The sequence below is a fragment of the Aliiroseovarius sp. YM-037 genome (genome assembly GCF_048060095.1).
Lineage (GTDB): Bacteria > Pseudomonadota > Alphaproteobacteria > Rhodobacterales > Rhodobacteraceae > JBLUOA01.
The window spans coordinates 371,989-386,650 of the sequence record NZ_JBLUOA010000002.1 but is presented as its reverse complement, the minus strand read 5'-3'; the positions used below and the strand labels follow the sequence as shown (position 1 = coordinate 386,650).

Sequence of the window (14,662 nt, the reverse complement as noted above, 5' to 3'; positions counted from 1 at the left end):
GCGCAGATTTGGACCAGACACAGATGCGACCAAATATCAGATGCCGCTGGATCGACGGGGCGGATAGGGCGCTCGGCCTCCCACGATACGCAACCAGCGGCGCGGCGGGGGCCGATCTGCGGGCAAATTTGGCAGAAAGCGACCGACGCGACGGGTTGGCATTGCTGCCTGGCGCGCGGGCGCTGGTCCCGACCGGGTTGATTGTTGAAATCCCACCGGGGTTTGAGGTGCAGATCCGCCCACGCTCCGGCCTCGCGCTGAAGCATGGGATCACGTTGCCCAACAGTCCCGGCACCATCGACAGCGACTATCGCGGCCCGCTCGGCGTCATCCTCCAGAATGGCGGGGCAGAACCGTTTCACATCGCCCACGGCGACCGGATCGCGCAGATGGTCGTGGCCCCGGTAGTAATAGCTGAGTTTGAAGAGGCTGAGCTGCTATCCGCGACCGAACGCGGTGCGGGTGGTTTCGGGTCCACCGGGCGCGGCTGATGTTTCTGTTTCTGGTCATGGCGGCGGCGCTTTGGGGGATCGGATCGTTGATGCGGGCACCTTACAGGGCGCGGTTTGCGATGATTGGCGCACTTTATGTTGCAGTGCTGCTTGCCCATCTGGTGTTGCCTGCCGACAATCCGCTGATCCTGACGCTGGGCGGCACGTTCGGCGGGTGGCTGGTGCTGGGCGGGGCGGGCGTGCTTGTCTATGGCTACACCCGTGTCTTGGCGCGGTTGAAGGCGAAGAAACCAGACACCAAGCCTGCGGCAACCGGGACGTTTTCCGAGGTTGAGCTTGAACGCTACGCCCGCCACATCGTGCTGCGCGAAATCGGCGGGCCGGGGCAGAAAAAGCTGAAAGCGGCGAAGGTGCTGGTTGTGGGGGCCGGTGGCCTCGGCTCTCCCGCGCTTATGTACCTGGCGGCGGCGGGGGTCGGAACGCTTGGCATTATTGATGACGACGTTGTCGACGCATCAAACCTGCAACGGCAAATTATTCATGACGATTTGGACGTTGGCAGTTCCAAGGCGTTTTCCGCGTCCGGTCGGATCGCTGACCTCAACCCCTTTGTCGCGATGCGGCCCTACAATCGGCGGCTGACAGAAGACATCGCGGCGGAGTTGTTTGCCGACTACGATCTGATCCTTGATGGCAGCGATAATTTCGACACGCGCTACCTAGTGAACCGGGCGGCGGTGGAAACGGACACGCCGCTGATTTCCGCCGCGATGGCGCAGTATGAGGGGCAGATCAGCGTGTTCGACCCGGCCAGCGGCGCGCCCTGCTATCAATGCGTGTTCCCGGAAGCCCCCGCCGCGGGCCTCGCGCCATCCTGTGCAGAGGCCGGAGTGCTCGGCCCGCTTCCCGGCGTTATGGGGTCGCTGATGGCGGTTGAGGCAATAAAACTGATCGCAGGGGCCGGAGAGCCGTTGAAGGGTGCCATGCTGATCTATGACGCGCTTTACGCCGATACGCGCCGGATCACCGTGAAACCCCGCGCCGATTGCCCGGTCTGTGCAACGCGCCGCTTGCAACGCGCCCCTGACGCGCCATAGTGACAGGGTCGTCTTATTTGACAGGGAGACTGCCATGAAACTCAAACTGCTGTTTGCGGGCCTTGCGACCGCCCTTACCGCCACGCTGGCGCAGGCCGACGGCCATATGCCCGACCTTGATGGCCGCGAAGTGACCGTTGTTACCGAAAACGCCTATCCCCCGCTGCAATTCATCGACCCCGATACGAACGACGCAATCGGTTGGGAATATGACGCGATGGCCGAAATCGCGGAGCGGCTGAACATCAACGTGACTTACGAAAACATCAGTTGGGACGCGATGATCCCGGCGGTGGCTGAGGGTCAGTTTGACCTTGGCATGACCGGCATCACGATCCGCGATGACCGGGCCGAGGTCGTCGATTTCTCGGCCCCCTATATGCGGTCCGAGATGGTGATGCTGGTGCGCGGTGACGAAGACCGCTTTGCCGATGCTGCGGGTTTTGCAGCGGATGAAGATCTGCTGATGGCGGCGCAACCGGGCACGACGCCGTTTTATGTTGGTGTCTACGAAGTGCTGGATGGGGACGAAGCGAACCCAAGGATCAAGCTGTTCGAAACCTTCGGCGCTGGTGTTCAGGCGTTGAAAACCGGCGATGTCGACCTCGTGCTGACGGACGGAACGGCGGGCAACGGTTATGTCGCGTCCTCTGACGGAGGGCTGAAGATCGTCGGCGAAAAGCTGGGCACCGAGGATTTCGGGTTCATCTTCCCGCAAGGCTCAGACCTGGTCGAACCGATCAACGCCGCGATCGAGGATATGCGCGCCGACGGAACGCTTGATGCGCTGAACACCAAGTGGTTCCTTGAATATAAACTTGGCGGCTGATGTGAAACGCGCCCCGGCCCGGTCGGGGCGCGGCCTGCGATGATTCCGAACCGATCCTCCAAGCAGAAGCCGGACTTTCCGTATTGGCTGGTCGCGATTGTCGCGCTGGGTGTTCTTGCGGGCATCGCGGTGGCAGCCAATCCGCTTTACACGCAGGTGCTGGAAAAGCTGGCGAAAGGCGTGAAGATCACGATTTTCGTCACGCTGGTCGGTTTTGCGATGGCGTCGCTGATCGGCCTGCTGCTTGCCGTGGCCAGCCTGTCGCGGTTCATCGTGTTTCGCCAGTTCGCGCGGTTTTACATCGAGGTCATCCGCGGCCTGCCGATCCTCGTGATCCTGCTTTATGTGTCCTTCGTCGTGGCGCCGGCGATGGTGCATGGCTGGAACTGGATCGCGGACGGGTTGGGCCTTGACCCGGTCCGGACCCGTGATTTCACCTTCCTGTGGCGCGCGATCATTGCCCTGACAATCGGTTATTCCGCTTTCATCGCAGAGGTGTTTCGTGCCGGCCTGCTATCCGTCGAAACCGGGCAGATCGAAGCGGCAGAGGCGCTTGGCCTGAACGGCTGGCAGCGGTTTCGCCACATCGTCTTTCCCCAGGCCATCCGCACGATCATGCCGCCGCTGGGCAATGACTTCATCGCGATGATAAAGGACAGCTCACTCGTGTCGGTGCTCGGCGTGCTCGACATCACGCAGCTTGGCAAGGTCACTGCTGCCGGGAATTTCCGGTATTTCGAAACCTACAACATGGTCGCGCTGCTTTACCTGACGCTGACCGTCACTCTGTCGCTGGGCCTGCGCAAGCTGGAAGAGCGGATGAGGAAGAAATATCCCTGACGCACTGGACCATCCCCTTCCCCGCACATAGCTTGCAGGGAAAGGAGATCGCCATGACCAATCCGCTGCTCGACCGCTGGACCACACCGTTTGAAATCGCCCCGTTCGATACGATCAGCGACGACGATTTCGCCCCTGCGTTCGAGGCCGCGATGAAAGAGGCGCGGGCGAACATTGCGGCGATTGCCGACAACCCCGACGCCCCGACCTTCACCAACACGATCGAAGCGCTGGAACTGGCCGATGAAGCGCTGGGCCGGGTGCTGTCGGTGTTCTACACGCTCGCCGGATCGGACAGCAATCCGACGCGCGAGGCGTTGCAGCGGGATTTTGCGCCAAAACTTGCGGCGTATGGATCAGAGCTCACTATGAATCCGTCGCTGTTTCAGCGGATAGAAACACTTTGGGACGGGCGCGATGCGCTTGATCTGACGGATGAACAGGCGCGGTTGTTGATGCTTTATCGTCGGAACTTCGTGCGGTCTGGGGCGCAGTTGACGGGCGACGACCGGGATCGGCTGAAAGAGGTCAAGAACCGACTTGCCGTGCTTGGTACGGAATTCACCCAGAACCTGCTGGCGGATGAACGCGAATGGCATATGGAATTGGGCGAGGGCGACTTGGATGGTCTGCCGGATTTCCTGATCGCTGCCGCAAAATCCGCAGCCGACGAAAAGGGGATCGAGGGCCACGTCATCACGTTGTCCCGATCCCTGATCGTGCCGTTCTTGCAATTCTCCAAGCGGCGGGAGCTGCGCGAGAAAGCATATCGCGCATGGGCCGCGCGCGGAGCGAATGGCGGCGAAACCGACAACCGGGGGATTGCCTCCGAAACGCTGAAACTGCGCGAAGAACGGGCTGGGCTGCTCGGCTATGACAGTTTTGCCGATTACAAGCTGGAAACCGAGATGGCGAAGACACCCGAGGCGGTCCGTGATCTGTTGATGGCCGTCTGGAAACCAGCGCGTGCACAGGCCGAGGCAGATGCAGAAAAGCTCGAAGAACGAATGAAGGCCGACGGCCAGAACGGCCCGCTGGAGCCTTGGGATTGGCGCTATTATTCAGAACAGCGCCGCAAGGAAGAGCATGATTTGGATGAGGCGGAACTGAAACCCTACCTTCAGCTTGATCGGATGGTCGAGGCGGCGTTCGACTGCGCACACCGCCTGTTCGGTCTTAGCTTCAAAGCGCTCGATCTGCCGCTCTACCACCCCGACGCGCGGGTGTGGGAGGTCACGCGCAATGGCGAACACGTGGCGCTTTTCATCGGGGATTACTTCGCCCGCAGTTCCAAACGCTCAGGCGCGTGGTGCTCGGCGATGCGGCAGCAGAAAAAGCTGGACGGTGACACGCAACCCATCGTCATCAACGTGTGCAATTTCGCCAAACCGGCGGCGGGATCGCCGGCGCTGTTGTCTTATGACGACGCGCGGACACTGTTTCACGAATTCGGCCACGCGCTGCACCAGATGCTATCGGACGTGACGTATGAGGCGATCTCCGGCACCTCCGTCGCGCGCGACTTCGTTGAACTGCCAAGCCAGCTTTACGAACACTGGTTGGAGGTTCCTGAAGTCCTTGCCGAATACGCGACCCATGCCGAAACCGGTGAACCGATGCCGAAAGCGCTGCTGGACCGGCTGCTGGCGGCACAGACTTATGACATGGGGTTCCAGACCGTCGAATATGTCGCCTCGGCCCTTGTGGACCTCGATTTCCACGCCGGCGCAGCGCCCCCTGATCCGATGGCGCGGCAGGCGGAAGTTTTGGCAGAGATCGGCATGCCCCAAGCCATCGAGATGCGCCACCGCACCCCGCAATTCGCGCATGTCTTTGCCGGGGACGGTTATTCCAGCGCCTATTACAGCTATATGTGGTCCGAGGTGATGGATGCCGACGCCTTCGCGGCGTTCGAAGAGGCTGGCAGCGCGTTTGACCGATCGCTGGCCCGTAAGCTGGAAGAGCATATCTTGTCCGCTGGCGGCTCAGACGAACCGGACGTGCTTTACAAAGCGTTCCGGGGGCGGATGCCGGGGGTGGATGCGTTGTTGAAGGGTAGGGGGCTCGACAAGGTCGCCTAGTCGCGGATTTCGTCTTCTCCGACACCCCAGATCGCTGATTTACGAACCCAGCCGCGATACCCGTCGGCGCTGATCCGGCACCACTCCGGTTGGCATTCCCCAAGTCGGGCGATCACGCCAAGTTCAAGCCGAGCGTTTTCCAGCGCGCTGTCATCGGGAGAGCTGCGCAGAGCGAGGAAGTCTTCCTCTACGATCACGGTCCTCACGCCGGACAGCAGCGAATAATGCACCCAGCCTCCGGCCCCGTCCCGGTCTGCGACCCGCCGCCAATGCCCGTATTCTGCGGTAATCTGAAGCGGCATATTCTGGTGGCGAAAGACCCAGTCAATCCGATGAGTCAGCGACGGGCCACGGCGCACGTTGCCCTCTTTCGCCTTCATGGAAACGAAACGTGGAATCGGCAGGTTGGTTTCAGATCCGCGTTCTTGCGCAAGGGCAGCCCCCGCGACACCCATCCAGATGAGGGATGCGATCAAGAATAGACGACCCATGCTGACGTGCCCGATCCTGTATCTGCTCAACTTTTTTGCCATCATGCGGCATCCGGGTTCTTGTGCCCCGCGTTACTATCGGCCACTTTGACATGACCGATCCGGGTTGAAAAGAAAAGGGAGAGCCTGAATGCCATCAGATCGTCTGAGTGTTGTTGTCACGCGACGGTTGCCCGAAGTGGTCGAAACCCGGATGAAGGAGCTTTTCGACGTCGAATTGCGCGATGACGATACGCCGCTGTCCCGCGAACAACTGATCGACGCGATGAAATCCGCCGATGTGCTGGTGCCGACGCTGACGGACCAGATCGATTCCGGGATGCTGGCGGCGGCGGGCGACAAGTTGAAGCTGATCGCGAACTATGGCGCCGGGATCGACCACGTTGATGTCCAGACCGCACGGCAGCGCGGTGTTCTGGTGTCAAACACGCCGGGTGTCGTCACGGACGACACCGCCGATATGACGATGGCGCTGATCCTCGGTGTGACCCGGCGCATTCCCGAAGGGCTGTCCGTGATGCAGTCCGGCGATTGGGCCGGGTGGGCGCCGACGGCGCTGCTCGGCGGGCGTGTCGGCGGACGGCGGCTCGGAATCCTCGGGATGGGGCAGATCGGCCAAGCGGTCGCGCTCAGGGCGCGGGCGTTTGGGATGCAGGTGCATTACCACAACCGCAAACGCCTGCGCCAAAGCGTTGAGGAGTCGCTTGAGGCGACCTATTGGGAAAGCCTCGATCAGATGGTCGCGCGGATGGATATCCTGTCGATCAACTGCCCGCATACGCCATCGACCTTCCACCTGATGAATGCTCGGCGGCTGAAGCTGATGAAACCGTCTGCCGTGATCGTCAACACGTCGCGGGGTGAGGTGATCGACGAAAACGCGCTGACCCGGATGCTGCGGTCGGGAGAGCTTGCCGGTGCGGGTCTTGACGTGTTCGAACGCGGCGCCGAAATCAACCCGCGCCTGCGCGAGCTGAAGAACGTGGTTTTGCTGCCGCATATGGGCTCCGCGACGCTGGAAGGGCGGATTGAGATGGGCGAAAAGGTTATCATCAACATTAAGACTTTCGCCGACGGCCACCGCCCACCGGATCAGGTGCTGCCTGGGATGCTATGACGCCGGGTCGCCCCCTGTTCCCCATCGTCAAACAGTGCTAGAGCGCGGCTGAGCGAATGCCGACAGCCCCGATGGGCGTGTCGAGAAGGATTGGATCATGCTGCAAGTCGTCTTTGTAAAATGGGGCACGAAGTATTCGGCGGCCTATGTAAACGCCTTGGTTGAAGCGACATTGGCGAACACCACGGCCGAGGTCCGCTTCGTTTGTTTGACCGATGATGACAAGGGCTTGGACGAGCGCATCGTGGCGCTGCCCTTCCCCGATCTGGGCGTGCCGGAAGACGCGTTGAAGGCGCGGGGCGGGTCGCTTTTGAAGCTTGGGATCTTTGTCGAAGGTGTGCTGAAAGACGGGGTCGAAACCGCGTATATCGACCTCGATTCAGCAGTGATGGGCGATATCGAACGGCTGGCCTGGTGCCTCAAACAAAAGCGGGGGCTGTATTCGCTGTCGCGCCACGCGATCCAATACTGGCGCGTGCCGGGGCTGATGAAGCTGATCGCACCAAAGCGGTATTACCTGTCAAACACCGCAATAATGGCGTTTTATCCCGAGGATTGGCGGTTCATCCCGAAGGAATTTCGCGAGACGTATCATAGGTTCCACGAGGGCGACGAGACGCTCGACCCCGATCTGAAAAAGCTCTATGTCGGTGGAAATGAATACATCATCAGCCACGCCGCACAGGGCAAGCTGCGGGTCTTCCCGCGCGATGTCGCAATCAAGTTCACGCAGGAATACATGTCCCCGATCCTCGCCATCGCGAAGCTGAAGAACCACATGCCGTGGATCAAGGCGCGGCGGAAGCGGCAGGCGGTGCTGACCTTCCACGGCGTGTCGCTGAAACCCGAATACCTCGTCGACATGGAAGAGGGGCAGCTTGTCACCCACAAGTTCCACAAAACGATCTGGCGCTATCCGGAGATACGGGATTACTGGCGGCGGATGCTGGCGGTGGATGCGGGGTAGGGGGTGTTTGCGGACGGTGCTGCCGTTGATCAATCAGCGGACACAGCTATTAGCTTTTGCTCCTGCTCTCCTTGAAAGCGTTTCGTTCGGCAAGATACCACGCTTCCCGGAACAAACTCCCATCTTTCAAACCCTGGATCGTAGTCGGGTGTTGCCAGAAGCATAAATCTGCCATTTCCTAATGGTTTAGCAGTGGTGGGGCGCCAAACATCGACGCCCTCATCTTCTAGATAGACGTATATCTCGATTGTTTCGGACATCTTCATCCCGCAAGAATTCGGTATTTTATCTTCGCATTTTAGTGAACTAATTGAAGTCCGATGCATTTGGTAGGTCTGGGCTCGAAGCCGCCGCTCCCGCTCACCGATACGTCTGCTCTTCCCCCGGAAACGCGCGGCTGCGGACTTCCTCGGCGTAGTCGCTGACGGCCTGTTCGATCATCGGGCCGAGTGTGCCGTAGACCTTGACGAATTTCGGGGTCCAGGGGTTCATGCCGAGCATGTCTTCGAGCACGAGGATCTGGCCGTCGCAATCGGCGGAGGCGCCGATGCCGATGGTCGGAATGTCGATCTGCTTGGTGATCTTGGCAGCGAGGGGTTCGACCATGCCTTCGAGGACAACAGCGAAGGCACCGGCCTCGGCAACCGCCTTGGCGTCGGCCTCGTGCGCGGGCCAGGTGTCTTCGTCGCGGCCTTGGGTCTTGAAGCCGCCCATGACGTGAGAGCTTTGCGGCGTCAGGCCGGTATGCGCCATAACCGGAATACCGCGTTCGGTCAGAAAGCGGATGGTTTCGGCCATCCGCACGCCGCCTTCCAGCTTGATCGCGCCGCAATGGGTTTCTTTCATGATCCGCGCGGCGTTGCGGAAGGCCATGTTAGGGCTTTCCTCGTAAGTGCCGAAGGGCATGTCGACCACGATCAGCGCCTTTTCGGTGCCGCGCACGACCGCTTTGCCGTGCATGATCATCAGATCAAGCGGCACGCCGACGGTGGAATCCATCCCGTGCATCACCATGCCAAGGCTGTCCCCGACCAGAATGAAATCCGCGTATTTATCCACGATGGCCGCCGTATGCGCGTGGTAGGAGGTCAGCGATACGATCGGCTCCCCTCCTTTGCGGCTGGCGATTTGGGGCACTGTGGTGCGGCGGATCGTGGATTGGGTGGACATGGGTCTCTCCTTCTCAGGGCGTGGCGACGCGCTGGTCGATCAACAGGATATCGCCGAACTGGGCGGAAATCATCAAGGCGACGGGGGCGGTGATGGGGCCGGTGGCTTCGGTCAGGTCACTGGCGTCGGTGATGTCGACGGCTTTGACGGTGGCACGAGGCTCAGCGGTGATATGGGCGGTGACGGCTGCGCGCAGGTCTTCGGCTGTGGTGCCGTCGGCCACCATGCGTTCGGCAAGGGCAAGCGATTGGTTCAGCACGACGGCGGCCGCGCGATCCTCAGACGTCAGGCGGACGTTGCGCGAGGACATGGCGAGGCCGTCATCCTCTCGCACTGTTGGCACGCCGATAATTTCAACCGGGATGAACAGGTCACGCACCATCCGCTTGATGATCTGAAGCTGCTGATAGTCCTTCTCGCCGAACAGCGCGACATTCGGCTGGCAGATGTTGAACAGCTTGCAGACAACGGTGGTGACGCCGCGAAAATGACCCGGACGGACCTTGCCGTGCAGCATATTGGCGAGCTTGGTGGTCTCCACGATGGTTTCGGCGCCGTCGGGGTAAACCTCATCCGGGTTGGGCATGAAAACGGCGGCGACCCCGGCGGATTTGAACTTTGCCAGATCGCCGTCGGTGGTTTTCGGGTAGGCGGACAGGTCTTCGGGGTTTTCGAACTGCGTCGGATTGACGAAAAGCGAGGCGGTGACGTGATCGGCGACCTCGCCCGCACGGGCGACAAGCGCCATGTGCCCGGCATGCAGCGCGCCCATCGTCGGCACAAGCGCGATCCGGTCGCCATCGGCGCGTAGGGCCGCAACGGCTGCGCGCATCTCTTCAACAGTGCGGCAAACCTTCATCGCCCTCACCTTGTCCTTCGTATGGGGGAGTTATGGCAAGATAATGCTGCAACTGCAAAATAATTTCTGCCGAGGCGGCGGGGGCAGGTCGGTTTTGCGCTGCTTTCGGTCGGCTGCACATGACATACGACCCGGATTTACGGCAGAGTGACGCCAAATCACGATGGAGACGAGTCGCGCCATGAAAACGCATGTCAAAGCCCTGGTCGTCGGCGGAGGGGCCATCGGCGCCTCGGTCGCATATCACCTTGCCCGCGCCGGGTGGAAAGACGTTGTCCTGCTGGAACGGGATGAACTGACGTCGGGGTCAACCTGGCACGCTGCCGGACTGCTGCCGCTGTTCAACATGAGCTATGCGACGACCCACATCCACGACTATTCCGTGAAATTCTACAAAACGCTTGAGGCAGAAACCGGCCTCAATGCCGGGTTTTCGGTCGTCGGTAACCTGCGGATGGCGCAAAGCCAGGCGCGGATGGATGAATACATGGTCTATGCCACCACGGCGGAAACCGTCGGCGTGCCGTTTGAGTGGCTGAGTGCCGATGACATCAAAGAACGCTGGCCGCTGGTGCGGACCGAAGACCTGCAAGGCGCGATCTATCACCCGACCGATGGATACATTAACCCCGCCGACGTCACGATGGCGATGGCTAAGGGCGCGCGCCAGCGCGGGGTTGAGATTGTCCGCAAACGGCAGGTTGACAGCTATGAATGGACCGGCAGCGAATGGATCGTGCGCGGGACCGTGATGGTCGAAAAGGGCGGCAACCTTGTTCCAGGTGACGAGACGTTTGAGATTCACGCCGAACACGTCGTCACCGCCACCGGCAACCACGCACAGCGGACGGCAAAGCTGCTGGGCCTCAAGATGCCAGCGATCCCGGTTGAACATCAGTTCATCGTGACCGAACCCGACCCGGCGTTGGTCGAATATCGCAAAACGCATGGCGAACACCCGGTTTTGCGCGATGCCGATGCCAAGTGGTACGTCCGCGAGGAACGGGGCGGCTGGATACTCGGCCCTTATGAACAAAACGCGCCGGCACGGTTTGAATACGGCGTGCCCGACAGCTTCCGCGCCGATCTGTTTCCGCTCGATCTGGAGCGGATCGAAGAAGAATACATGTCCTTCATCCACCGGATACCATCGTCGGAAGAGGTCGGGCTGAAGGACGATTTCAACGGCCCGATCTGCTACACGCCGGATGGTAACCCGCTGGTCGGGCCTGCGCCCGGGATGCGGAATATGTGGCTGGCCGAAGGGTTCAGCTTTGGCATTACGGCGGCGGGCGGCACGGGTTACTACCTTGCGCAGATGATGGTTGAGGGCGAGGCCGAGATTGACATGGCCTCGCTTGACCCGAAACGCTTTGGGTCTTGGATGACGACAGAATACTCCGCCCGCAAGAACGAAGAGGCGTATGACCACGTCTATGTTCTCCACCACCCCGACGAAGAACGCCCGGCGTGTCGTCCGCTGCGGACTGCTCCGTGTTACGACCGGATGGCGGCACGGGGCGCGCAGTTTGGCTGCGTCAACGGGTTTGAACGGCCCAACTATTTTGCGCCTGAAGGGTTCAGCGATCACGACTCCCGCAGCTTCCGGCGCGGCGGTTGGTGGCAATACGCGGTGGACGAGGCGAAAGCGGTGCGCGAAGGCGTCGGGCTGGTCGACGCGACGGCGTTCACCAAGCATATCGTCAAAGGGCCGGGCGCGACACAGTTCCTTGACTGGTTCACCTGTAACAAGCTGCCGAAAGTGGGCCGGATCAATCTGACCTATGCGCTGACCGATGCAGGCACGACGCGGACGGAATACACCATCGTGCGGCTGGCGGAGGATGAATATTACCTCGTCAGTGCCGGGGCGTGGACGGATTACGACGCTGATTTCCTGCGCACATCCGCCGCGGATAAGGCGGGCGAGTTCGGCTATATTGAAATCCAGAACGTGACGACCCAGTGGGGTGTATTCGCGCTCGCCGGGCCGAAATCCCGCGATCTGTTGAAAGAGGTCATCAAGGACGCAGACCCGGACACCGCCCTGTCGAACAAGCGTTTTCCGTGGCTTTCGGCGCGTCAGATCGAACTTGGAATGTGCCCGGTCAACGCGATCCGTGTTGCCTATACCGGGGAGTTGGGATGGGAACTTCACCACCCGATCGAAATGCAGAACTACCTATTCGATCTGCTTGAGAAGGCTGGTGAAAAGCATGGGCTGAAGCTGGTCGGGGCGCGGGCGCAGAACTGGCTCAGGCAGGAAAAATCCTACCGCGCCTTCGGCAATGAACTGGGGCGCGATGCAACGCCGCTTGAGGCAGACCTGCCGCGGTTCGTGGACCTGTCGAAAGACTTCAACGGTAAAGCCGAGATGGAAAAGATCGGTATCCGTAGCAAATGCGTGACGGTCCTGATCGACGGGCCGGATGACGCGGACCCCTGGGGGCGCGAAGTGCTGTTTGCCGGGGACGAACGGGTTGGGCGGCTGACCTCGGGCGGCTATTCGGTCGCTTTCGGGAAATCCATTGGCATGGGATATGTAAAGCCCGAACATGCGGCGGTCGGCACCAAGCTGAAGGTCCGTATCCTGAAGCAGCTTTGGGACGCCGAGGTCGTGGAAGACAGCCCCTATGACCCGACGAATGCCGCGATCCGCGTCGACGGCTGACCCCTGACATACGACTGGAACAAGGCTCCGACACCCGCTGTCGGGGCCTTTTTCATGCCGCCTTCAAGTTGAGCTCTGGCACGAACAGCTCCCGCCGCCGTCACGGCATTGTGCGTTGAAGAGAGGCCCGCGCGACCACACATCCTTTCCATAACAAGAGTGAGTTTGCCAGTATGGAAAGGAGAGCACCATGAGACGCCTTGTTGCGATTTTCGCGTTCATGCTCGGCATGGTCGCGCTTCCGCTGGCCGCCGATACTGACCGCACCGGCGGGCCGTCATTGCGGCTGGCCGACGCCGATCACAGCCAGATGGAAGTCCCGAATTTGAACACCAACGGCCACTCGGAGCGTGCGCAACGCGTTTTCCGATCATTGGCCAGCGAAGAGGCAGGCAACACGCCACCACCGGTGGGTGGGCTGACGTTGCTAAGCTTCTCTGCAAAATACGGGGACATACCACAATAATGTAACGACACGACAGACAGGCAACCACGAGGCCCCCGATTTTCGGGGGCCTTATTGCAATCCGGGGCGCAATGGGGCCGGGCCTCTCTTGTCTGGGGTTTGCAATTGGCCTAGACGGTGCAGACCACGATATCTGCAAGGAATAAACGCACATGCGCCTCAGCCGCTACTTCCTGCCCGTTCTGAAGGAAACCCCCGCCGACGCCCAGATCGTCAGCCATCGTCTGATGCTGCGGGCCGGGATGATCAAACAAGCCAGCGCCGGGATCTATTCGTGGCTGCCGCTTGGCTTCAAAGTGCTGCGCAAGATCGAAAACATCGTGCATGAAGAACAGCAGCGCGCCGGGCATATCCCGATGCTGATGCCGACGTTGCAATCGGCCGATCTGTGGCGCGAAAGCGGGCGCTACGACGACTATGGCGAGGAAATGCTGCGGATCACCGACCGTCACGGGCGCGATATGCTCTACGGCCCGACCAACGAAGAGTTGATTACCGACATCTTCCGCAGCCATGTGAACAGCTACAAAGACCTGCCGCTGACGCTTTACCACATCCAGTGGAAATTCCGGGATGAGGTCCGCCCACGCTTTGGCGTGATGCGCGGGCGCGAATTCCTGATGAAAGACGGCTATAATTTCGACCTGACGAAAGAGGATGCGCTGCACGCCTATAACCGCCATCTGGTCAGCTACCTCCGCACCTACGAACGGATGGGCCTGCAAGCGATCCCGATGCGCGCGGATGGTGGCCCGATCGGCGGCGATTACACGCATGAATTTCTCGTTCTCGCCGAAACTGGGGAGTCGGAGGTGTTTTACGACAGCGCCGTCACCGATCTGACCTTCGGAGACCGGGACATCGACTATGACGACCACGCGCAGTGCCAGTCGGTGCTGGAGGAGTTCACGTCGAAATACGCCCGCACCGATGAAACCCACGACGAAGCCGCCTTCGCCAAGGTGCCGGAGGAGCGGCGCCGGTCGGCGCGCGGGATCGAGGTCGGGCAGATCTTCTATTTCGGCACCAAGTATTCCGATGCGATGGGGGCCAATGTCGTCAACGACAAGGGCGAACGCGTGCCCGTCCACATGGGATCGCACGGCATCGGCGTCAGCCGGTTGCTTGGCGCGATCATCGAGGCGAGTCATGACGACAAGGGCATCATCTGGCCCGAGGGCGTCACGCCCTATCACTGTGGCATCGTGAACCTGAAGCAGGGCGATGCAGAGGCCGACAAGGCGTGTGAGGGGCTATATAACGCGCTTGCTGCCCGTGGGCTTGAACCCCTTTATGACGACCGCGATGAACGGGCGGGGGCGAAGTTCGCGTCTATGGACCTGATCGGGTTGCCTTGGCGGATTACCGTCGGCCCGCGTGGGTTGAAGAACGGTGTGGTCGAACTCACCTCTCGCCGGACGGGCGAGAGCGAGGAGCTGCCGCCAGAAAAAGCGATTGAAAAGGTCATCGACATCTACGCCGACCACCACCCGATGCTGCGCAAAGAGGTGGAGCCGATGGCGAACCGGTCGTTCCACACTTGGCTGTAACCTGACGGAATCGAACGTCGCACCGCGCCATCGGCCATCCGAACGGCAGGCTGGCGGAGTATGTAGAGGACA

At 60.7% G+C, this 14,662-nt stretch carries 14 protein-coding genes; 10 read left to right on the top strand and 4 right to left on the bottom strand.

The genetic code is table 11. The features are described from left to right. The first annotated feature begins 23 nt into the window (after positions 1-23). The 5 genes from dut to ACEWPJ_RS12490 are packed head-to-tail and all read left to right on the top strand — an operon-like array spanning position 24 to position 5,299. The gene (gene dut / locus ACEWPJ_RS12510; protein ID WP_416513432.1) at positions 24-491 is read left to right on the top strand and encodes a dUTP diphosphatase; all 468 of its coding nucleotides are present in this window, start codon (positions 24-26) and stop codon (positions 489-491) included. After that, complete coding sequence (locus tag ACEWPJ_RS12505) at positions 491-1,549, top strand: HesA/MoeB/ThiF family protein (protein ID WP_416513431.1); 1,059 nt, start codon at positions 491-493, stop codon at positions 1,547-1,549. Before dut ends, ACEWPJ_RS12505 begins: the two co-directional genes overlap by 1 nt. A gap of 34 nt (positions 1,550-1,583) precedes the next feature. After that, positions 1,584-2,378 carry a transporter substrate-binding domain-containing protein gene (locus ACEWPJ_RS12500; RefSeq protein ID WP_416513430.1) on the top strand — a complete coding sequence of 265 codons (795 nt, stop codon included), beginning with the start codon at positions 1,584-1,586 and terminating at the stop codon, positions 2,376-2,378. Positions 2,379-2,417: 39 nt separating this feature from the next. After that, on the top strand, positions 2,418-3,218 hold the full coding sequence (locus ACEWPJ_RS12495) for an amino acid ABC transporter permease (protein ID WP_416513429.1): 801 nt from the start codon (positions 2,418-2,420) through the stop codon (positions 3,216-3,218). A 53-nt stretch (positions 3,219-3,271) separates the two neighbouring features. Then, positions 3,272-5,299, top strand: a complete 2,028-nt coding sequence (locus ACEWPJ_RS12490; RefSeq protein ID WP_416513428.1) for a M3 family metallopeptidase — start codon at positions 3,272-3,274, stop codon at positions 5,297-5,299. On the opposite strand, the gene ACEWPJ_RS12485 is transcribed toward ACEWPJ_RS12490, so the two are convergent. Then, positions 5,296-5,790 carry an SH3 domain-containing protein gene (locus tag ACEWPJ_RS12485; protein WP_416513427.1) on the bottom strand — a complete coding sequence of 165 codons (495 nt, stop codon included), beginning with the start codon at positions 5,788-5,790 and terminating at the stop codon, positions 5,296-5,298. The two genes, ACEWPJ_RS12490 and ACEWPJ_RS12485, sit on opposite strands and share 4 nt — an antisense overlap. A 130-nt stretch (positions 5,791-5,920) precedes the next feature. Here ACEWPJ_RS12485 and ACEWPJ_RS12480 point away from each other — a divergent pair, with 130 nt between their 5' ends. Together ACEWPJ_RS12480 and ACEWPJ_RS12475 are read left to right on the top strand one after the other, a co-directional pair. Continuing rightward, complete coding sequence (locus ACEWPJ_RS12480; RefSeq protein ID WP_416513426.1) at positions 5,921-6,907, top strand: 2-hydroxyacid dehydrogenase; 987 nt, start codon at positions 5,921-5,923, stop codon at positions 6,905-6,907. A 97-nt stretch (positions 6,908-7,004) separates the two neighbouring features. After that, positions 7,005-7,874 (top strand): hypothetical protein, encoded by an 870-nt coding sequence (locus tag ACEWPJ_RS12475; protein ID WP_416513425.1) that lies wholly within the window; start codon positions 7,005-7,007, stop codon positions 7,872-7,874. A gap of 29 nt (positions 7,875-7,903) precedes the next feature. Here ACEWPJ_RS12475 and ACEWPJ_RS12470 read toward each other — a convergent pair whose 3' ends face one another. The 3 genes from ACEWPJ_RS12470 to panC form a co-directional block, all read right to left on the bottom strand. After that, positions 7,904-8,134 carry a hypothetical protein gene (locus tag ACEWPJ_RS12470; protein ID WP_416513424.1) on the bottom strand — a complete coding sequence of 77 codons (231 nt, stop codon included), beginning with the start codon at positions 8,132-8,134 and terminating at the stop codon, positions 7,904-7,906. 100 nt (positions 8,135-8,234) lie between these two features. Further along, positions 8,235-9,044 carry a 3-methyl-2-oxobutanoate hydroxymethyltransferase gene (gene panB, locus ACEWPJ_RS12465; RefSeq protein ID WP_416513423.1) on the bottom strand — a complete coding sequence of 270 codons (810 nt, stop codon included), beginning with the start codon at positions 9,042-9,044 and terminating at the stop codon, positions 8,235-8,237. A gap of 13 nt (positions 9,045-9,057) precedes the next feature. Next, positions 9,058-9,903 (bottom strand): pantoate--beta-alanine ligase, encoded by an 846-nt coding sequence (gene panC / locus ACEWPJ_RS12460; protein ID WP_416513422.1) that lies wholly within the window; start codon positions 9,901-9,903, stop codon positions 9,058-9,060. A gap of 181 nt (positions 9,904-10,084) precedes the next feature. Here panC and ACEWPJ_RS12455 point away from each other — a divergent pair, with 181 nt between their 5' ends. From ACEWPJ_RS12455 to proS, 3 genes are all read left to right on the top strand, one after another. Continuing rightward, positions 10,085-12,574: a GcvT family protein gene (locus ACEWPJ_RS12455; protein ID WP_416513421.1), complete on the top strand. Its 2,490-nt coding sequence runs from the start codon at positions 10,085-10,087 to the stop codon at positions 12,572-12,574. A 190-nt stretch (positions 12,575-12,764) separates the two neighbouring features. Continuing rightward, complete coding sequence (locus ACEWPJ_RS12450) at positions 12,765-13,040, top strand: hypothetical protein (protein WP_416513420.1); 276 nt, start codon at positions 12,765-12,767, stop codon at positions 13,038-13,040. A gap of 152 nt (positions 13,041-13,192) precedes the next feature. Continuing rightward, entirely contained in the window at positions 13,193-14,590 is a 1,398-nt protein-coding gene (gene proS, locus ACEWPJ_RS12445; RefSeq protein ID WP_416513419.1) for a proline--tRNA ligase, read from the top strand. Positions 14,591-14,662 lie beyond the last annotated feature (72 nt).